Raw genomic sequence first — 22,156 nt, forward strand, 5'->3', positions numbered from 1 at the left:
AAGTCAGGACTTACCCTTTAGAGGATAAGTATTTTAAAGGGAGCTGATTTTAGCGCGATTTTTCAGGAAATCAAAATATTCCCCACAAAAAGTAAGTCTAACTGACCTGTATCAATGAATAAGGCTAGACCTCATCCCACCGATAACCAAGACCATAAATAGAGCGAATAAACGTTTTTTCACTGTCGAGGGATTCAAGTTTACGACGTAAGTTTTTCACATGGCTATCAATCGTTCTATCGGTAACAATACGATGGTCATCATAAAGAATATCAAGTAGCTGATCACGAGAGAAAACGGTTCCGGCGTTATCAGACAAGAATTTCAGTAAACGGAATTCAGCGGGGGTCAATTCTAACAGCTGTTCGCCGTAGCGAACCTGAAAAGCATTTTCATCGATGACCAGTTGTGTCTTGCTTTTATCGGAGATGGGGAGACGCTGACAACGTCGTAAGATAGTTTTCACGCGTGCCACCACTTCGCGGGGGCTAAAAGGCTTACAAATATAGTCGTCAGCACCGATTTCAAGACCTAATAAACGGTCGATCTCTTCGGTTTTTGCCGTCACCATAATAATCGGTATTTCGCAAAACTTCCGCAGTTCGCGGCAAATGCTCAATCCATCCATACCCGGCAGCATTAAATCAAGTAGGATAATATCCGGCTGATGTTGTCGCACATAATCAACGACGCCATCACCCCTTTGTAGCAGTGAAGGCTGGTACCCAGCGGCGTGAAGATAATCGTACAGTAGTTGTCCAAGTTTTGGCTCATCTTCAACAACCAATACATTGGCACTTGAAGTTTCTAATACTGTCACTGCTCATTTTCCTTTTGATTAAGCGGTAAATGGATAGCAATGCATACGCCACCTAAAGAAGAAGGGCTAGCATGTATGCTTCCTTTATGGGCTTCTATAATATTATAACAAATTGCCAATCCTAGGCCAGAGCCGCCGCTAGCACGGCTACGAGACTCTTCAGCGCGATAGAAGCGTTCGAACAGGTGGCTACATTGCTGTGCCGTTAACCCCGGAGCACTGTCTTCCCAATAAAGGGAAAACTGGTCATTTTCAACAGTGGCTCGAATCACTATTTTACCGAGAGGGTCGGTATAGCGTAGGCTATTTTCCATTAAATTATAAAAGAGCTGTAGGATACGGTCAGGATCGATATTCATGATTTGCTGCTGAGGTAAATTGGCCTCAACGGTTAACTGTTTTTCTTCAAGTCGCCAATGGGCTTGGCCAATCGTCATATCAATTAATGGAATAATATCCGCAGACTGTATGCGATACACTAATGAACCACGATCAGACAGAGACAGTTGATGCAAATCATTGACGAGTTTAATCAATGTTTGCGTTTCTGCGAGTAAAGAATTAATGGTCTCAGGGGTGGCTTTACGAACACCGTCTTGTACCGCTTCTAATTCACCTTGTAAGACGGATAATGGTGTTCGTAACTCATGAGAGATATCCGCCATGTAGTCGCGACGCATCTGTTCATTTTTTTCAAGGGTTGAAGCTAAATGGTTAAAATCTTTCGCTAATTGCCCCAGTTCATCGTGGCCGACTTCCGCAACACGGATTGAAAAATCACCATTAGCAAGCTGATTAGTCCCATATAAAAGCCGTTTAATGGGCTTTAAAAAGCCTCTTGCTAACAAAAGAGTCGCGATTAAGGCAACAACTAAAGATAATCCTGCAATTAGCCAGCTGGTTAGCATCTGTTGTTCATCAAAGCGGCGGTCAATTTCACTGCTGATACCATCGCCACTACTGGCAATCACCCAACCCACAGTCTTGCCATTGGATGTGACGACTGGTTGACGGATGACATCATCCGGTAAAGGAACATCACGGCCTAAAATCAACTGATCTTGGCTATCGTAAACCCAAAAATAAGAACGCCAACCTTTTGGTTTGGTAGGAGGAAGGGCACGTTGGTGATGTTCTATGCTGCGTAAAATATGAAAAAAGGCACGTTCATTCCGTATTAAAAAACGCCAGCTGCCGGTTTCATCGTATTGTTCAGCAAGAGCATCGGCAATAAGTTCAGTACGCTGTTGATCATTCTCGCGAATATAATCGATAAAACCATGTTGAAAGCTCATGCGCACACCTTGGTGCATGATAACAACAAGCAGTATGCAGGTGGCAAAAATGGCCAAAAACAATCGGGTGCTGACACTATTAAATCTCAGTTTCATTATGTTGCCTTAATGAGTAAGCTTTACTGCTTTTTTGCTATAACGCTGTCTGAGTTGATCAAAGCATAAATACACGACGGGTGTGGTAAATAAGGTGAGAAGCTGACTCATCACCAAGCCACCCACAATCGTGATACCCAATGGTTGACGTAACTCTGCACCATCACCACTTCCTAACGCGAGTGGTAGGGCGCCAAAGATTGCTGCAAGCGTAGTCATTAAAATAGGTCTAAAACGGAGTAAACTGGCGCGGAAAATAGCGTCACGGGCCGTTAAACCTTCATTACGTTGAGCTTGGATTGCAAAATCAACCATAATAATGGCGTTCTTCTTCACTATACCGATGAGAAGCATGATCCCGATTAGCGCGATTAGGCTAAATGGGGTATTAAATAGCTCCAAAGCGAGTAAAGCACCAACACCAGCCGAAGGCAATGTCGATAAGATGGTTAATGGGTGAATATAGCTTTCATACAAGATACCTAACACTAAGTATACGGTGATAATCGCGGCAAAAATCAAAAATAATTGTGATTTTAGAGTGTCTTGAAATATTTGAGCCGTGCCTGCAAACGTCCCTCTAACCGTGGAGGGGACGCCAAGCGCTGTCATTGTTTTTTCGATTGCTGAAATAGCCTCTTCAAGGGTATACCCCTCAGCGACGTTGAAGGCAATGGTTGAGGATGCCGATAGGCCTTGATGGTTTACGCTTAATGGTGCATTTGCAGGTTGCCAGCGAGCGAAATAAGACAATGGTATCGCTTCACCGTTACTATTGATAACAAACATCTTATCCAGTGAGCTGACATCTTGAGTGTACTCAGGAGCAACCTCCATGACGACCTTATATTGGTTCATGGACTCATAAATGGTGGAAACTTGACGCTGACCAAAAGCGTTATTCAATAGGTCATTAGCAATCCGGACATCGATACCTAATTGAGCCATTAAATCTCTATCATAGGTCATAGCCATTTCAGCGCCTTTATCTTCCTTATCCGAGTTCACATCGGTGACTTGAGGAAGGTCTGCAATAGCTTTACGTATTGCGGGTTCCCACTCGCGTAGGGCATTGAGTTCATCGGCTAATAGTGAAAATTGATAGCTGGAGTTTGCTTGCCGACCACCAACACGAATATCTTGTACTGGCATCATAAATAAGTTAGCGCCCGGTTCTTTGGCTAACTTAGCTCTCAATCGATTAATGACCGCATTGGCGCTCTCTGTGCGTTCATCGAGTGGCTTTAAAGAAATAAACATAGAACCACTATTCACGCGACTACCGCCTGTAAAACCTGTGACACTTTCGACGGCAGGATCAGCTTTGACTTGCTGCATAAAGCGCGTCATTTTTTCTTTCATCGCTTGAAATGAGATACTTTGGTCAGCACGAACAAAACCGAGTAAACGCCCCGTATCTTGCTCAGGAAAAAACGTTTTAGGGATAGCGATATACAAATAGATATTGAGCCCAATTGTCGCAAATAAAATCGCTAGCACACTGCGTTTATGTGATAACACCCAATTTAACGTGACGCCGTAACTTTCTTGTATCCGCTGTAAATAACGGTGAGTGCTATTAGGCTTGTCGGTTTTTATAATCCGTTTTTTTAATAAATGGGCGCACATCATCGGTGTGAGTGTCAGTGAGATAACCAATGATATGCCAATGGCGGTGGCGAGTGTGATAGCAAATTCACGGAATAGACGCCCAACCAATCCTTCCATTAAAAGCAACGGAATAAATACGGCAACAAGGGAAACGCTCATGGAAACAACGGTAAATCCGACTTCGCTAACCCCTCTGACCGCGGCAATAAAGGGTTTAGTGCCATTTTCAATATGACGTGAGATATTTTCGAGTACCACAATGGCATCATCTACCACAAAACCGGTTGCAACGGTGAGTGCCATCAATGACAAATTATTTAAACTGAATCCACAAAGATACATGGCAGTAAAGGTGCCAATTAAGGAAACAGGTACCGCAATTGCGGGTATTAGCGTTGCGCGCCCTGAGCGTAGAAACAGTAAAACGACAAGTATAACTAAAGCGATTGCAATGATGAGTGCGCGCTCAACTTCAACCAGGGATGCACGGATCGTTGGCGTTCTATCCTGCGCGACTTTTAAATCAATTGCTGCGGGGATCATATTTTGAAATTCGGGCAGTTCAGCACGAATTCGATTAACCGTTTCAATAATGTTTGCCCCCGCTTCACGACGGATGACAATCAATACAGCGGGTTCTCCTCCAGACATACCTGCGGTACGCACATCTTGGATGGAGTCTTTAACGTTGGCGACATCACTTAATTTGACGGCATTGCCATCTTGATAGTGGACAATAATGGGGCGATAATCCGCGGCTTTCTTTAATTCATCATTGGTTTGCACTTGCCAGCGTTTGTCATCATCATTGATATAGCCTTGAGGCTGACGCACGTTGGCACTGCTTATCGCCGAACGCACTTTATCAAGCGATACACCTTGATTAAACAAGGCCGTTGGATTGAGTTCAACTCGAACAGCAGGCAGCGAACCCCCACCAACAGAAACTTCACTCACGCCTTCAATTTGTGCGATACGCTGTGATAAACGGGTTGATGCAATATCATAAATCTCACCCGTACTCAGGGTTTTTGACGTTAATGTCAAAATCATGATGGGAGCATCGGATGGGTTCGATTTATAGTATCTAGGTTTGCTTGGCATACCGCTTGGCAACAGGTTTTGTGCTGCATTAATCGCCGCTTGCACTTCACGAGCTGCATTATTGATATCTTTATTAAGATTAAATTCTAATGTAATTGTCGTACGACCCAGTGCACTGCTGGAGGTCATCTCACTAATACCCGCGATACTCCCTAATGAACGCTCAAGAGGGGTCGCAATAGAAGAGGCCATTGTTTCAGGAGAGGCGCCCGGAAGTGACGCTGTCACGTTTATCACGGGGTAATCAACCTGCGGCAACGGGGCAACAGGTAAGAAAATAAAGCTCAGCGCGCCACATAGCGAAATGGCGACGCTAATCAATGTGGTCGCTACAGGGCGGCTAATGAACAGTGCAAAGAAACGCTTCATTATGACACCTGTTGTTTACGGCTTTGACGACGGGCTTTTAAGTTATTGGAAAGACTATCAAATAACAGGTAGATTACAGGCGTCGTAAATAAGGTTAAGATTTGGCTCATAATTAGCCCTCCCACCATACAAATCCCCAGTGGTTGGCGTAGCTCTGCGCCGACCCCTGAGCTCAACATGAGAGGTAATGCCCCCAGTAATGCGGCCATGGTTGTCATGAGTATTGGGCGGAAGCGTAATAAGCAAGCTTGGTAGATAGCCTCTTTAGGCGACATGCCTTGCTGGCGTTCAGCAGCAAGAGCAAAGTCAATCATCATGATAGCGTTCTTTTTAACTATCCCGATCAGCAATATGATACCAATCACCGCAATCACATCGAGTTCACTGCCTGCCATCATTAAGGCAAGTAATGCACCCACCCCCGCAGTTGGAAGCGTTGACAGTATTGTAATCGGGTGAATAAAGCTTTCATATAAAATACCTAGCACGATATACATAGCGACAATCGCCGCGGCAATCAACCAAACGGTACTACTTAACGCCGCTTCAAAAGCGAGTGTAGCGCCTTGAAATTGAGTGGTAATTGATTTAGGCATTTCAATTTGCGCCTCAGCGTTTTTGACGGCATTTACCGCTGATTCTAGAGAGGCACCTTCAGCAAGGTTGAACGAGAATGTTGTCGCTGGGAACTGATCTAAATGATTGATGGCTAGCGGGCCATAACCTTCCTGAATGTTGACTAAGGTACTCAATGGAACTATTGCGCCATCAGTTCCTTTCAGACGGACATCATTTAATGCGTCGATGCCATCACGGGTTTGTGTATTATGCTCCAGAATGACACGATATTGGTTAGACTGGGTGTAAATGGTTGAGATCATGCGCTGACCGAAGGCATTATATAAGGCATTATCGATAGCTGACATGCTAATACCAAAACGACTTGCTGTATCTCGGTCAACATTAACGTAGGCAACTAACCCTTTGTCTTGCCAGTCACTACTGACATCCACTAATTCAGGTTGTTGTTTTAATTCCGCCAGTAATTTAGGCACCCATAAAGTTAGCTCATCCAAAGAGCTGGCTTGCAAGGTAAATTGATATTGCGTCCGCGCTAATTGTGTATCGATAGTGAGGTCTTGCATCGGTTGCAAGTATAAATTGACACCTGAGACAGTATTCGCTATTTGTTGCAAGCGCGGAATAATGGTACTTACACGATCAGGGCGCTCGTCTAATGGTTTCAAGGTAATTTGAATACGTCCGTTATTCAGTGTTGCATTGGTTCCATCGACGCCCACATAAGTCGTGATATTTTCGACCGCCGGATCTGCCAATAATTTTTCGGCCACTTCTTGCTGTTTTTGCGACATTGCTGCAAATGAAATCGATTGACGGCTTTCAATGGTACCTTGAATAATCCCACCATCTTGTAATGGGAAGAAACCTTTTGGGATCCACATATACAGTAATACAGTTAGAACCAAGGTACCGATAGCCACAGAAAGTGTTAACCAACGATGATTTAATACACGTTTGAGCCAAATTGCATAACCTGCAATCATGCTATCGAAGAAACGCTCACAAGCGATTTCAAAGCGATTATACTTATGTTCTGACTCGGGTTTTAATAAACGCGCACACATCATTGGCGTGAGTGTTAATGAAACCACGGCAGAGATGAGGATAGCAACTGCAAGGGTTATAGCAAATTCACGGAATAAGCGACCAACGATATCCCCCATAAACAGTAACGGGATCAGAACAGCCACGAGCGAGAATGTCAGTGAAATGATGGTAAACCCGATTTCACCGGCTCCCTTTAGGGCTGCTACGACGGGTTTATCCCCTTGTTCGAGATAACGGGAAATATTCTCAATGACCACAATCGCATCATCCACGACAAAGCCTGTGGCAATAGTTAATGCCATTAATGTGAGGTTATTGACGGAGAAACCGCAAAAATACATAACGGCGAAGGTGCCTACCAAGGAAAGCGGAACGGCAATACCGGGAATTAACGTAGCGATACCATTACGGAGGAACAGGTAGATCACCATGACAACCAGTGCGATAGCAAGCATTAATTCGAATTGCACATCGTTGACAGAGGCTCGAATCGTGCTAGTTCTATCCGTTAAGATTTTAACATCCACTGATTTAGGCAGTGTCTCGATTAATTCAGGCAGTAAATTGCGGATAGTATCTGTCGTTTCGATAACATTAGCGCCAGGTTGGCGTTGAATATTAATGACAATCGCTTGTTGCGTATTGGCCCAAGCACCCAAATAAGCATTCTCTGCGGCTTGCTCGATTGTCGCTATATCACCAAGTCGTACCGGCGCCCCATTCTGGAAAGCAACAATTAAACGACGATAATCATCCAGTGACTTCATTTGGTCATTGGCTGATAGGGTGACAGCTCGGGTAGGGCCATCGAAACTCCCTTTTGCAGAGTTCACGTTGGCATTGTTGATCGCAGTGCGAATAGTATCACTGTCTAAGCCTTTTGCTGCCATTGCTTGTGGATTCAAACTGACACGAACCGCTAGGCGTTGTCCACCTGCCAGTGTCACAAGACCGACACCATTGACTTGAGAGATTTTCTGAGCAATACGGTTTTCAATAATATCTTGTACTTGCGTTAGAGGCATCGCATCTGAAGTTACCGCAAGTGTTAATATCGGTGGGTCAGCAGGGTTAACTTTGTTGTAAATTGGCGGATAGGGCAAATCAGAGGGCAATAAACTGGACGCTGAATTAATCGCGGCTTGAACTTCTTGCTCTGCAACCTCTAATGGCAAAGTGAGCTGGAACATCAGTGTGATCACTGAAGCGCCGCCTGAACTTTGCGAAGACATTTGCTTAAGACCTGACATTTGCCCAAATTGTGTTTCTAACGGTGCAGTTACCGCCGATGTCATGACTTCAGGGCTAGCGCCAGGGTAGAGCGTCACGACCTGAATCGTTGGATAGTCCACTTCAGGTAATGCAGATACAGGGAGAAAACGATAACCGATAATCCCTGCGAGTAAGATCGCGACCATAAATAAGGTTGTGGCGACGGGACGTAGAATAAATAGACGAGAAGGGCCGCCACCTTTTTGGATCCCTGGCTGCATCAGGCTTTCTCCGCTGTATTTTTATTTTTTTGCGGTTTGGCTGATTTAGCGACCGTTTCACTATTCACGACCTCAACGCTGGTACCATCCGTTAAACGATCAACACCGTCAGTAATCACTTTTGTATTCGCGGTTAGACCACTTTCAATCACGACTTGATGACTATCTTGCATTCCAACAGTGACGGATTTTTTACTCACATGGTTATCATCACTTAATACCCAAACATAATGGCCTTCATTCCCCATTTGCAAAGCAGCAGTCGGTATGACAACGGCATTTTGCAGTGTTTCGACCTGCATTTTGATATTGACAAATTGGTTAGGGAATAAGCTTTGTAACTCGTTCGTGAAACGGGCTTTCATTTTTAATGTGCCGGTGGCTGGGTCTATTTGGTTGTCGGTGCTCAAGAGGTAGCCTTCACTAATCATCGCAATATTATTGCGATCCCACGCTTCGACTTTGACTTTTTGACCGGATAATTGGGCTTTTTGAACCGCGGGAATATCGCCTTCAGGCAGGGCAAATATGACATCAGCAGGTTGAGTTTGTGTGATCACGACCAGAGGAGTTGCGCTGCCAGCTGAAATGAAGTTACCTACATCGACTTGTTTTAAACCGACGCGCCCTGAAATTGGGGCGGTGATCTTACTGTAAGTGAGCTGTAATTTTGCGTTATCAACAGATGCTTGATCGACTTTAATACTGCCTTCTGCTTGTAACACTAAGGCTCGCTGATTATCGAGTTCTTGTTGTGAAATAACCTTCGTATTGGCTAATTTTTGATAACGGCTTAAATCTAGTCGAGCATTCGCCAAAGTTGCTTTATCTTTAGCAAGCTGACCTTCGGCTTGTGCTAATTGTACTTCAAATGGACGCGGATCAATTTCAGCAAGTAAATCACCCGCTTGCACTTGTTGGCCTTCAGTAAAATGCAATGACATTAATTGTCCTTCAACGCGGCTGGTGACAGTGACGACGTTTGCAGCCTGAACAGTGCCAAGGCCAGTTAAGTAACGAGGAACAACTTTTTCCACCGCATTAGCGTATTGAACAGGTGCGAGCATGCGATTTGGCATTCCACTAGGTCGTGTCGGCCGCGGGGTATTGGAATTATTTTGCGTGGTACTGGAAGGATTTTCTTGCGAATAAAAATACCAACCTGCACCGGCAGCGATTATGACGGCAACGAAAATGGCTGAACGGGTGAATGTAGTACGGCGTTTTTGTTTATTCATTTAAATTTTCGCTTAGCTCAACAACAAGTAGAAAAACATCACATTAGAAGGACAAAGTCGCAGATATGCATCTGCTATATAGTTAAAAATTAGTCAGTTGCGTTATGTTAATAGTTTAACGTGGGGGTTACACGTAAAAATGAAGGAAATATGAAAAAAACGTCAACTAGTGTGCAGAATAAGCAGGTTAGCAGATTAAATTGTATAAAAAAACCTGTGGCGATTAACAACCACAGGTTTATAAACAAATAACATAACAGAGGGGGTCACATTAGCGTGATGCGCTGGTGTTTAATGCGCCAACTTTATTCTGTTCTGCTTCGCTGTTGGCGGTCCATCCTTTCCAAGCTAATGGCAGGTAAGCAACAGCAACGGCTAATAAAGAGACTCCCGCCACATAATACGCTGGCGCCATATGAGATTGTTGTAACCATGCTCCGGTTAAGATAGGCGTTAATCCACCAAAGATGGCGTAAGCCACGTTATAGGCAAATGATAAACCCGAAAAACGAATTTCAGGTGGAAATGCGCGAGTACTGATAATAGGGGTAGTCGCGATAGCACCCACAAAAAAGCCCATCAATGCATAGTTAAATATTAATGTTGAGGCTGCAATATCCGTGGATAAAGACGAATAAAAATACAAGGCAGTGACGGCCAACCCCCCCCATGACAAGGTCATTGAGGCACGGGTACCCATTTTATCGCCAAACCAACCCCAGAAGATACAGCCTAACGTTAATGTTAAAGTTGCAGCGCAGTTTGCTTGCAGTGCGATATCACGGTCGATCTGGTAAAGGCCTTTAAGCACAACATCAGGGGTCATCAAAATGGTCACAACGATAGCGGTAGATAATGACCAAGTCAGTGCCGCAGTGATCATACATGCTTGTTTATGCGATTTTATCACCGTTTTAACAGGTAACTCTTTTGCTAACGCTTTTTTTGCCGCCAGTTCTTTAAAAATAGGGGTTTCTTCTAAGAAACGACGTAAATAAACGGAAATAAAGCCAAAAACACCACCAAGAATAAAGGGAATACGCCATGCGAAATCATGAATTTCCTGAGCGCTATAGCTACGTTCAATAATGATGGCGACAATGGAGCCTAATAAGATGCCACCAGTGATACCAGATGTTAACGTACCGACGCCAAGGCCATAGCGTTGTTTGGGGGTATGTTCCGCAATAAATACCCATGCGCCTGGCATTTCACCACCAATAGCCGCACCCTGCATAATACGCATCAACAGAAGCAATAATGGTGCAGCGGCGCCAATTGTGGCGTAGGTAGGCAAGAAACCAATGACAAAGGTTGGGAAGGCCATTAAGAAAATGCTAAGAGTAAACATTTTCTTACGACCGATTTTATCGCCAAAGTGCGCCATGATAATGCCACCAAGCGGGCGAGCAAGATAACCCGCAGCAAACAAACCTAGTGTTGCCATCAGAGCTAAAAACTCATTATCACCAGGGAAAAATAGCTGAGAAATAATTTTCGCGTAAAAGACGAAAATGACGAAATCATAAAATTCAAGGGTTCCACCTAAAGATGACAACCCTAATGTTTTATAATCTTCTTTTCTCAAAGGCCTTGCCGAGGGCTGGCTGGTTGTTTGCGATGTCATAATATTATCCTTTTCAAATACCGAATATATTTTTTTATTTTAAATTCGGAATAACCGCTAAATTTACTGTCGCAGACAGTAAATAATATTAGATGTGTGCAGATAAGTGGTATAAAACCTTGGATGGAACAACCTAGTTAATACGCTGTATCTTTATGCATGCACTCATTTATAGCAGAAAATTCCATATTTTGTAAACTGCAACTCTGTAAACAAGATGAATAATCTAACTATATATCTTTGTTTAATTATATATTTCATCACGCAAAACAATCACATTATATGATGTTAATAAATAATTTTTTGCAGCAGATCATATATTCTCATTTTTGAATTAAGAGAAAATAAGGCGATTTATTGCTGTTTTTGTTGATTAATTCATCAATCCAGTCACAAATAATTAATTTCATTATTTGTCATGAATTATTTCAATAATGACAATCAACAGCGTCGTAAAATGCGAGAAAATAAAAAACAATCAAAAAGCGTGTAATTATTGGGAGAGAGTTTGAAATGAATAATGTGAGTAATGGGGTAGGCTAAGTATTATAATTGGCATACCCAGAGTGTAATTTTCTGGGTATGCCAAAAGGGGTTAAACCAAAAACAGCGTTGCTAAACCTAAGAAGATAAAGAAACCACCAGTATCGGTAATTGCAGTGATCATAACACTAGAACCGATAGCCGGATCTTTACCCACTTTGAGCATAATCAATGGGATAAGAACGCCCATAATGGCCGCCATCAGCAAGTTGAGGATCATTGCTAATGTCATGACTGCGCCCATTGCGAGGTCACCATAGAGGAAATAGGTAATCACCCCCATAATTCCCCCCCAAACGACACCATTAATAAAGGCAACCCCCAGTTCTCTCAACATTAAGAATGAGAAACTACCTGTTTGGATTTGGTGAAGTGCGATTGCACGCACAATCATAGTAATGGTTTGGTTACCTGTATTGCCTCCAATTCCGGCAACGATAGGCATTAAGGTCGCTAAGGCGACTAGTTGGGAGATCGTGTCCTCAAAGACACCGATAACACGAGATGCAATGAATGCCGTACAAAGGTTAATGGCAAGCCAAGTCCAACGCGTTTTCACCGCTTGACCAACAGGGGCAAACACATCCTCTTCTGGGCTCAACCCCCCCATACGACGGATACTGTTGTCATTCTCTTCGTTTAAATTATCAACGATATCTTCAACGGTTAACCGTCCCATCAATAGGCCGTTACTGTCGACAACAGCTGCTGAAATCAAGTCATAACGTTCGAACGCACTGGCTGCATCTTCACCTTTTTCATCGGGTAAGAAGGTGACCGTGTCTGTTTTCATGACATCAGCGACAATACGCTCTGGTGATTGCGTTAATATCGTCGTGAGGGGGAGTTCACCCTGCAAATAATTATGACTATCGACGACGAAAATTTTATCTGTTGCTTCAGGGATTTTTCCACGTTGGCGGAGATAACGTTGAACTGTTTTTAAAGTGACATTGGGGCGGACAGTGACGAACTCAAAATCCATCATTTGTCCGACGCTGTCTTTTGCATATTGCAGAACTTCACGAATACGACTTCGTAAGCTCGGGTCAAGGTAGGTGAGTAGCCTACGCATGGTATCTTGTGGTAAATGCTCTGCAATATACGCTTGTTCATCAACATGTAAGTTAGCAACAGCGCGAAGTAATTCCCTGTCAGACATATCCTTGATCAGGCTATCCCAAACGGCGACAGAAGCCTCGACTAACACTTCACCACGTTCCGTGTTATCGACGAGACGCCATAGCGCTAGACGCTCATCATAAGGTAACATCTCTAAAATATCGGCAATATCGGCGGCGTGTAAATCAATGAGGAGTTCTTTGACTGCATTGATTTTTTCGCTAAGAGCCTTATCGCTTAAGATAGCGTGTTGGTCATGTTCGACAAGCGTTTGGACAAATTCTTCATCATCCAAAAATAGCGTCAGAATCTGCTGGCGGATGTGAGCCAGTTTCTGAGAATGCGGATTGATTGTTGGTACCGCATCGATTGAGGAAGCAGGTTGTGACATTTTAATCCTTAAAACAATGACGGGTACTTGGCGTACCTGTGTGGATCCATTGGCGAAAAAACACGTATATTTTGCCATTTATTGATCGTTAACCCAAATAAATATCAACAATCAAGGCAAATTAACGTAAAACTAACTAGAACCCTATCTTAGGGAGACAGTATTCACGGTCGTCATACTAATTAGATTCTTCGCGTATATCTAATTTCCAGCCGGGCACATCCTCCCAGTAAGCGCTCTCTTTTTCGAGATCAAGCTGCATCAAAGCATTTTGCGACAAATACTGAGCAGGTAGGTATAGTGTCCAGTGTCCATCATCGGTTTCTAAGCGTAATGATGATGGGATGGTTGTGGATTGTCTTTGGTTATTTAATAGTATGGATAACCGTAAAATTTGTATCAATGGTAAAAATTGTTTTCTTTTATATAAATTAAACTTAGGTATATCATCGAATTTAATCACACGTCGGTGGTTACGTACAAGCGTCGCTAATAGAGTTTGCTGTTCTTGGTTAAACCCCGGTAAATTGGTATTTTGTAGAATATAAGCGGAATGGCGATGTAGACCACTCTGATTAATGTGTAGGCCTACTTCATGCAGCATCACAGCCCAAATTAAAATGGATTCAAGTTGCGGATTGGCTAACTTGGGATTTTGCTGAGCCCACTGATGATATAGCTCCTCCATCGTCTTTAACACGCGCCGCGCCTGCTCTCTATCTATATTATAGTGTTCTGCAAGGCTCAAGGCCGTACGTTGGCGGATATCTTGATGGCGAAAACGTCCTTCCATTTCATAAAGTACACCTTCACGTAGCGCCCCATCGGAAAGCCGTAACTCTTTAATATCTAATGAATCAAAAACAGCACAGAGTATCGCTAAGCCAGGAACAAACACGTGTTTGCGCTCAGTCGAGAGACCAGGGATTGCAACAGCTGAAAAAGTTTTATACTTCAGCGCCATTTGCTTAATCTTTTCGAGCCGTTCGCGGGTAATAATACCGTCACGTTCGCCCATCTCGACAATCACAGCATGTACTGCTTTGATTGTCCCTGAAGCACCCATTGCGACATCCCAGTGCATATGTTTAAACTTGTTGGCGGTCTGCTCAAGCTTTAAACAAGCCGTGAGATAGGCGCGATTGAAGTTTTCTGAACTAATGACTTCATTTGGGAAGTAATTTCGCGCAAAGCTCACACAACCCATTCGACGGCTATCGATTAAAAGAGGTTCAAAACGTTCACCTACCACTAATTCAGTAGAACCGCCTCCAATGTCAATAACCAATTTGCGTCCTTTTTCGGGCTGGGTGTGTTCTACCCCCATAAAAATAAGACGCGCTTCTTCTTGCCCAGAAATGATTTCAATTGGATAAGGGATGATTTTTTTGGCTCGTTTCAAAAACTCTTCAACGTTTGTGGCAACACGTAAAGAGTGGGTGCCTACGATACAGACGTTTTCTTCCGTAAAGCCTTGTAGGCGTTCTGCAAATAACGCAAGGCAGGCAAGGCCCCGTTCCATGGCTTCTTCACTCAGTTCATTTGTATCACTTAAACCATCGGCAAGATGCACGCGTTGTTTTAAACGCGTCAGTATTTGTAGAGCACCGTTAACAATACGCGCAATCACCATATGAAAGCTGTTTGAACCAAGGTCAATCGCTGCGATCTCTTGAGGCCTAGGGGTTGATATATCAGTTAATGGCATAGTATTAAGACCTTGTCTCAGGCGTTTCTAGTGATTTCAAATAGTCATAAACAGCAAGTTGCGCCCGAATTTTGCGCTTATTACCGCGGGGAACATAATGATTACTGAGATCTTTGTCAACATAACGCGCCTTAACGGTATCGTTAAATTGTAATTCAAGGATATCTAAAACTAGCTGTTTCAGTCGACTGTCCACTAGGAGGACGGCCACCTCAATCCGATAATCAATATTACGGGTCATCCAGTCAGCCGATGAAATGAAGACTTTTTCATCACCTGCATTCGTAAATACATAAACACGGTCATGCTCTAAAAAGCGATCAACAATACTGGTGACTTGAATATTTTCACTATACCCAGGTTGCCCAGCAACGAGTGAGCACATCCCTCTGACTAATAAACGAATTTTGACGCCAGCATTGGAGGCGTCATACAACTTGTCGGTCAGCTCTTTATCAACCAAATTATTGATTTTTAACGTAATGCCGCTTGGTAAACCGGCTTGGGCATTCGCCATTTCTTGGTCAATGAGTTCATTGAGCTTGAGGCGTGTGTTTTGTGGTGAAACCATTAAATTGTCAAAAGTGACAGGACGGTATGGGTTTTCAATAAAACTAAACACGCGGCGAACTTCATTGGTAATTTGCTCGTTCGCAGTGAGTAATGAATAGTCGGTATAAAGACGAGCCGTCTTTTCATTGAAGTTACCTGTTCCGATATGGGCATATCGAATAATTTGACCTTCTTCCATGCGTGAAATAATAAATAGCTTGGCATGAATTTTTAGGCCAGGAGCCGAGAAGATAACGTGTACCCCAGCCTCTGTGAGTCGCTTGGCCCAATGAATATTGGCTTCTTCGTCAAAGCGGGCTTGTAACTCAACCACCACCGTGACTTTTTTACCGTTATGGGCCGCATGGATCATGGAATCAATAATGCGTGAGTCTTTGGCAACACGATAAATATTAATTTTTATTGATAAGACACTCGGGTCAAAAGAAGCTTGTCTTAACAGTTCTAATGTGTGCTCAAAAGTATAATAAGGGTAGTAGAGCAAAACATCCCGTTCGCGAATGGCATCAAAGCCGTTACGGAAATTGTCAAACCAGCGGTGGCGCAGCCGAGGCAAAGGTTTATTGAGTAGACTTTTATTTCCTTCATTAGGGAAATTAATAAAATCTTTAAAATTGTGATAACGGCCGCCAGCGATCACGGAGTCGTCATTCGATAAACCTAATTTTTCACGTAGTACAGCGACCATTTCGTCAGGCATATCACGCTGATAGACGAAACGCACAGGCTCAGCCGTGAGCCGCTGTTTGAGTGTTGATGACATGATTTCAAGTAAACTTGATTCCATTTCTGTCGCGATATCATATTCCGCATCACGGGTCATTTTCATGGAATACGCATTTAATTCGTCGTAATCAAAGAATCCTTTAAAAATTTCATCCAAGGTGTAACGTAAAATATTATCAATCAGAACCATCGATTTGCGGCGTTTTGGCATTTCGGGTGGCAGATTAACAAACCGAGGAACTTTATCTGACGGAATTTCTAAGAGAGCATATTGCACATTACTGCTATTAATAATCTCAACAGCTAAGTAGGTGTAGTCATCTTTTAAGAACTCCACCAAGTTAGTATCGGGATTAATCAAGATTGGCGTAATATGTTGACGCAAGTGTTGACGAAAATATTGGCGTAACCAAATTTGTTGGCGAGGGGATATTTGCCGTTCGTTAATTAAGAAAATTTGGTTGCGAGCCATTTCAAGCAAGAGGTCGTTGTACAAAATATCGAACTCTTGATCCTGCTTAGCAACTTTATTTTGAATACGTTTAAGTAAATGACGAGCGCCGCTGGCGGAGCCGCGCTCTTCGTTAATTAAGATACGACGTTTTACATCGGCAAAACGGACTTTGTAGAATTCATCTAAGTTATTGGAATAAATACCTAAAAAACGCATACGCTCGATAAGAGGGTTTCGCTTATCTGCTGCTTCTTGTAAAACCCGTTCGTTAAAAGCAAGCCAGCTTAGCTCTTTTTCGTGGTATAGACGTTCTTGGGACATCGTTGCTCCATATTGTAGGAATAGATAAACTTAAGGATGAATAATTACCTTACCTTAAACGTGCTGCTTAATTGTGGCATGTGGATTAACAACACTTTCAGGGTTTGCAGACTGAGCTTTGCTTGCAAAGTATTGGTGTTGAAAAATACACATGCGGATCGCGGTATGATAGCGACCATTGACGAAAAACTCATCGATAAGCTCGCCTTCCGTATGGAAGCCCAGTTTATTGTATATGTGGATAGCTTTGATATTTTCTTTATCCACGATGAGGTAAAGTTTATATAAATTGAGAACAGAGAAAGCATAGTCCATTGCGAGTTTAGCTGCACGTGTTGCGTAGCCATGGCCTTGGTGGCTCGGAGCAATGATAATCTGAAACTCAGAACGACGGTGAACATAATCGATTTCAACCAATTCCACTAAGCCAACTTTTTCACTGTCATTTTCAACAATAAAGCGCCGCTCAGATTGGTCATGAATATGTTTATCATAGAGATCACTCAACTCAACGAAAGCTTCATAAGGCTCTTCAAACCAGTAACGCATTACACTGGCATTATTATCAAGTTGATGGATAAACGCTAAATCTTCACGTTCAAGTGGGCGCAACCTAAACGGATGAACTTGCCCGGTCGTCATATAACACCTCAATTCTATTTAAAAGATACGCATCTACTATCGATATTTTTAAGTCATAAAGACAAATAAATGCCACGAATTATTTTCACTCTTAATCAATAAGGATACCACTAATTTACGATAAAATAATGACACAAAGCAGGAGGCTCTACTAAGTGGTGAAGATTAATGCACTTTGTCGCGGATAGAGTGGCTTATCCAACAAAAAGGGCAGAGATCTCTCTTTGCCCTTAGTGAATGTCATGGTCTAGCGTTGGACAGTGATTAGGCTATTCATTTGCATAGCCTTGTGGTGGTAAACATTGACCATCTAAATAAGCAAGGTTATCTTTCATGACTAAACGGTCATCGATAAACCATTGCACAACAAGTGGATAAATATTGTGCTCTTGCGCTTTCACTCGCTCTACAACCGCTTCTTCACTATCCTCTGCAAAAATAGGCACTTTGGCTTGTAATATCACAGGACCGCCGTCTAGCTCTTCAGTGACAAAATGCACGGAAGTCCCATGTTCGCTATCGCCGTTCTCTATTGCCTTGCGGTGGGTATGTAATCCGGGGTACTTCGGTAATAGAGAAGGGTGAATATTCAGCATTTTTCCCGCGTAATGTTTCACGAAGTCCGCCGTTAAGATGCGCATGAACCCAGCAAGCACCACTAAATCAGGCTGATATCCATCCATCATTGCCATCAATGCAGCGTCATATTCTTCACGACTTGCCAATGATTTTGCACTTAGCGTTAAGGCAGGGATCCCTGCCTTTTGTGCACGAATCAACCCATAAGCATCGGGTTGATTACTGATGACAGCCACTATCTGCGCCTGAAGGCCATTGGACGTCGCATCAATCAGCGATTGTAAATTACTGCCGCTGCCTGAAATAAGAACAACAATTTTTTTCATTAGCGGATAACAACCTGTTCTTCACCCGCAGGAAGCTGAGCAATAGAACCGATTTGCCATGCTTTTTCACCTAAACCGTTGAGCAGCGTGAGTGCCGCATCAACGTCATTTTGTGGCAAGGCAATAATAATGCCGACACCACAGTTAAAGGTGCGATACATTTCGTGATCTGTCACACTGCCTGCTTTTTGTAACCAATTGAATACCGCAGGCCATTGCCAACTCGCTTTATCAATTTGTGCTTGTGTATTTTCAGGCAATACACGAGGAATATTTTCCCAGAAACCACCGCCAGTGATGTGTGCGATTGCGTGGATATCACATTTTTCAATCAGCTCAAGGACGTTTTTTACATAAATACGTGTTGGTGCTAATAGGTGGTCAGCCAGTGATTGACCTTCAAGGTCTGTTGATTCTGGGTCGGTTTGACTCACTTCAAGAATTTTACGTACTAATGAGTAACCATTAGAGTGGGGGCCACTTGATGCTAATGCGATCAGTGCATCACCGGCACTAACCTTGCTACCATCAATGATCTCGGAACGTTCAACAACACCAACGCAGAATCCAGCAACATCATAGTCTTCACCGTGGTACATACCGGGCATTTCCGCGGTCTCTCCCCCGACAAGGGCACAACCTGATTGTTTACAACCTTCTGCGATACCTGTGATCACACTTGCTGCGGTATCAACATCCAGCTTGCCTGTTGCGTAATAATCTAAGAAAAATAGCGGTTCGGCACCTTGTACAATTAAGTCATTAACGCACATAGCGACCAAGTCGATGCCGATCGTGTCGTGGCGTTTTAAATCCATTGCAAGGCGCAGTTTAGTACCAACGCCATCTGTACCTGAAACTAACACAGGTTCCCGGTATTTTTGTGGCAGGGAACATAACGCACCAAACCCTCCCAATCCTCCCATAACTTCTGGTCGGCGAGTTTCTTTCACTACGCCTTTAATACGTTCAACCAATGCATTACCTGCATCAATGTCAACACCGGCATCTTTATAGCTGAGAGAGGTTTTATCAGTCACTACGGCCCCCAAGGCAATTGTGTTTTGGAAAAATAGACTTCAATAAACGCTATTCTAACAGGCTAAGCAAACGTTTGCGATAGCTTTATGAATGAAATCATCATCGTGTTTTTTATCGTAGCGAAATGAAGCTTTAGTGTTTATGGGGGAATGCTTGTTGCAAATATTTATACCGTTTACATAAGGTAAAATGCGATTGAGCATCTATAATTTTACATTGTGATTTTATTGAATATATTTCATTGCATGCATGCGGTTATTCGGTTCAAGGTAGTGGAATGTGCTATTGGCATATTGAGTGAAATGGTGAGTTTAAAAATAAGCTATTTCTGATTGTTTTGACATCAATCAAACATGGCATAGTGGCATCTTCCATAAAAAGAGGTATAATCCCGCGATTTTTTTGTGCGCTGACGTCTAAAATAGTAGGAGAATTCCATGAAGATCGTTGAGGTAAAACACCCTCTCGTTAAACATAAACTCGGCCTGATGCGAGATCATGATATAAGCACCAAACGCTTTCGTGAACTGGCCTCAGAGGTTGGTAGCCTACTAACTTATGAAGCAACCGCTGACCTAGAAACTGAGAGAGTTACCATTGAAGGTTGGTGTGGTCCTGTAGAAATAGAGCAAATTAAAGGGAAAAAAATCACTGTTGTACCTATTCTCCGTGCAGGTATCGGCATGATGAATGGCGTTCTAGAAAGTATTCCAAGCGCTCGAATCAGTGTTGTCGGTGTGTATCGTGATGAAGAAACCTTTAAACCTGTCTCTTACTTCCAAAAATTAGTTTCCAATATTGATGAGCGTATGGCTTTGGTGGTTGACCCAATGCTGGCAACGGGTGGGTCAATGATCGCCACGATCGACCTGTTGAAAAATGCGGGCTGTAAATCAATTAAAGTATTAGTGCTGGTTGCAGCACCTGAAGGGATTAAAGCACTTGAAGAAGCTCACCCAGATGTCGAGCTCTATACCGCGTCCATTGATCAATACCTAAATGAACATGGTTATATTGTTCCTGGGCTAGGTGATGCTGGCGATAAGATATTTGGTACTAAATAATAATTAGCCGACTTTAGAAGTCGGCTTTTTTTTGATGATAAAAATGCATTAAGGGGATGAAAAAATGACACGTCGTGCGATTAGTGTTGAAGAAAGGCCACCACTACTACAAACCATACCGCTAAGTTTTCAACATTTATTTGCCATGTTTGGCGCGACAGTGATTGTACCTATTTTGTTTGGTGTTAACCCAGCAACGATTTTGTTGTTTAACGGTATTGGCACCTTACTTTATCTATTTATCTGTAAAGGGAAGATCCCTGCGTATTTAGGTTCCAGTTTCGCTTTTATTTCACCCGTGATGATTTTGCTACCTCTTGGTTATGAATTGGCATTAGGCGGCTTTATTATTTGTGGTGTCTTATTCTGTATTGTGGCGTTAATTGTCAAAGTTGCGGGTCGAGGTTGGATAAATGTCATGTTTCCACCCGCGGCAATGGGCGCCATTGTTGCGGTTATCGGCCTCGAATTAGCACAAACAGCCGCGGGAATGGCGGGTTTGTTGCCTAAAGAAGGCGCTCCAGTCGATTCAAGTACCTTAATCATTTCGATTACCACACTGGTGGTGACCGTGTTGTGTGCTGTTGTCTTCCGCGGCTTTTTATCCATTATTCCTATCTTAATTGGTTTCTTGGCGGGATATGCGTTGTCTTATTTTATGGGGATCGTGGATTTTACACCTGTTATTGAAGCGCCATGGTTTGCAATACCGACTTTTTATACACCACGTTTTGAATGGTTCGCTATCTTAACTATCTTACCTGCTGCGTTAGTTGTCATTGCTGAGCACGTCGGTCACTTAGTTGTGACGGCAAATATTGTTGAGCGTGATTTAATGAAAAATCCTGGTTTGCACCGTTCTATGTTTGCAAATGGTTTTTCTACTGTCATTTCTGGCTTTTTTGGCTCAACACCGAATACCACGTATGGTGAAAATATCGGGGTCATGGCAATTACTAAGGTTTACAGTACGTGGGTTATCGGTGGTGCGGCTGTGATTGCTATTTTGCTTTCGTGTGTAGGTAAATTAGCCGCTGCGATTCAGTTAGTGCCAGTACCTGTCATGGGTGGGGTTTCATTATTACTTTATGGTGTCATTGGTGCGTCCGGTATTCGTGTTCTTATTGACTCGAAGGTTGATTATAATAAACCGCAAAACTTAATCCTAACCTCTGTCATCTTAATCATTGGTGTCAGTGGGGCGGTGATCCATATCGGTCAAGCGGAACTGAAAGGCATGGCCTTAGCAACAATTGTTGGTATTGTGATGGCTTTAGTATTCCGTTTTATTACTTTTGTGCGTCCTGAAAAACAATTTGTAACGTCAGACCTTGAAGAAATAGAGACTCACCAGTCTAAGAAATAAAAGCATTCTGCAATTGCC

The 22,156-nt window shown here is 43.0% G+C and carries 14 protein-coding genes; 2 read left to right on the forward strand and 12 right to left on the reverse strand.

What is annotated here, in order from left to right; all coding sequences use genetic code 11:
- Positions 1 to 124 precede the first annotated feature (124 nt).
- From baeR to purM, 12 genes are all read right to left on the reverse strand, one after another.
- The gene (baeR, locus tag M1F03_RS09205; protein WP_163861431.1) at positions 125 to 820 is read right to left on the reverse strand and encodes a two-component system response regulator BaeR; all 696 of its coding nucleotides are present in this window, start codon (positions 818 to 820) and stop codon (positions 125 to 127) included.
- Positions 817 to 2,211 (reverse strand): two-component system sensor histidine kinase BaeS, encoded by a 1,395-nt coding sequence (gene baeS, locus M1F03_RS09210; protein WP_154624055.1) that lies wholly within the window; start codon positions 2,209 to 2,211, stop codon positions 817 to 819. The genes baeR and baeS overlap by 4 nt, the downstream gene beginning before the upstream one ends.
- A 9-nt stretch (positions 2,212 to 2,220) precedes the next feature.
- Positions 2,221 to 5,295: a multidrug efflux RND transporter permease subunit MdtC gene (mdtC, locus tag M1F03_RS09215; RefSeq protein ID WP_318839911.1), complete on the reverse strand. Its 3,075-nt coding sequence runs from the start codon at positions 5,293 to 5,295 to the stop codon at positions 2,221 to 2,223.
- Positions 5,295 to 8,417, reverse strand: a complete 3,123-nt coding sequence (locus M1F03_RS09220; RefSeq protein ID WP_318839912.1) for an MdtB/MuxB family multidrug efflux RND transporter permease subunit — start codon at positions 8,415 to 8,417, stop codon at positions 5,295 to 5,297. The genes mdtC and M1F03_RS09220 overlap by 1 nt, the downstream gene beginning before the upstream one ends.
- Positions 8,417 to 9,655: an MdtA/MuxA family multidrug efflux RND transporter periplasmic adaptor subunit gene (locus M1F03_RS09225; protein ID WP_154624052.1), complete on the reverse strand. Its 1,239-nt coding sequence runs from the start codon at positions 9,653 to 9,655 to the stop codon at positions 8,417 to 8,419. Before M1F03_RS09225 ends, M1F03_RS09220 begins: the two co-directional genes overlap by 1 nt.
- Before the next feature lie 271 nt (positions 9,656 to 9,926).
- A complete protein-coding gene (locus tag M1F03_RS09230; protein WP_154624051.1) occupies positions 9,927 to 11,282 on the reverse strand; it encodes an MFS transporter in 1,356 nt (451 codons plus the stop codon).
- A gap of 595 nt (positions 11,283 to 11,877) precedes the next feature.
- Positions 11,878 to 13,338 carry a magnesium transporter gene (gene mgtE, locus M1F03_RS09235; protein ID WP_154625008.1) on the reverse strand — a complete coding sequence of 487 codons (1,461 nt, stop codon included), beginning with the start codon at positions 13,336 to 13,338 and terminating at the stop codon, positions 11,878 to 11,880.
- 178 nt (positions 13,339 to 13,516) lie between these two features.
- On the reverse strand, positions 13,517 to 15,046 hold the full coding sequence (gene ppx, locus M1F03_RS09240) for an exopolyphosphatase (protein WP_154625007.1): 1,530 nt from the start codon (positions 15,044 to 15,046) through the stop codon (positions 13,517 to 13,519).
- A gap of 4 nt (positions 15,047 to 15,050) precedes the next feature.
- A complete protein-coding gene (gene ppk1, locus M1F03_RS09245) occupies positions 15,051 to 17,120 on the reverse strand; it encodes a polyphosphate kinase 1 (RefSeq protein WP_154625006.1) in 2,070 nt (689 codons plus the stop codon).
- A gap of 54 nt (positions 17,121 to 17,174) precedes the next feature.
- Positions 17,175 to 17,762 carry a spermidine N1-acetyltransferase gene (speG, locus tag M1F03_RS09250; protein WP_154625005.1) on the reverse strand — a complete coding sequence of 196 codons (588 nt, stop codon included), beginning with the start codon at positions 17,760 to 17,762 and terminating at the stop codon, positions 17,175 to 17,177.
- Between the two features lie 269 nt (positions 17,763 to 18,031).
- Positions 18,032 to 18,667, reverse strand: coding sequence for a phosphoribosylglycinamide formyltransferase (gene purN, locus M1F03_RS09255; RefSeq protein ID WP_154625004.1), 636 nt, complete (start codon positions 18,665 to 18,667; stop codon positions 18,032 to 18,034).
- The gene (gene purM, locus M1F03_RS09260; RefSeq protein ID WP_163861446.1) at positions 18,667 to 19,707 is read right to left on the reverse strand and encodes a phosphoribosylformylglycinamidine cyclo-ligase; all 1,041 of its coding nucleotides are present in this window, start codon (positions 19,705 to 19,707) and stop codon (positions 18,667 to 18,669) included. Before purM ends, purN begins: the two co-directional genes overlap by 1 nt.
- Before the next feature lie 438 nt (positions 19,708 to 20,145).
- On the opposite strand from purM, the gene upp reads away from it, so the two are divergent.
- Both upp and uraA read left to right on the forward strand, forming a co-directional pair.
- Positions 20,146 to 20,772 (forward strand): uracil phosphoribosyltransferase, encoded by a 627-nt coding sequence (upp, locus tag M1F03_RS09265; protein WP_154625002.1) that lies wholly within the window; start codon positions 20,146 to 20,148, stop codon positions 20,770 to 20,772.
- Between the two features lie 64 nt (positions 20,773 to 20,836).
- Positions 20,837 to 22,138, forward strand: a complete 1,302-nt coding sequence (gene uraA / locus M1F03_RS09270; RefSeq protein WP_154625001.1) for a uracil permease — start codon at positions 20,837 to 20,839, stop codon at positions 22,136 to 22,138.
- The last annotated feature ends 18 nt before the right edge of the window (positions 22,139 to 22,156 follow it).

Source organism: Providencia sp. PROV080, assembly GCF_033688105.1.
In the GTDB taxonomy this organism is placed as follows: Bacteria; Pseudomonadota; Gammaproteobacteria; order Enterobacterales; family Enterobacteriaceae; genus Providencia; species Providencia zhejiangensis.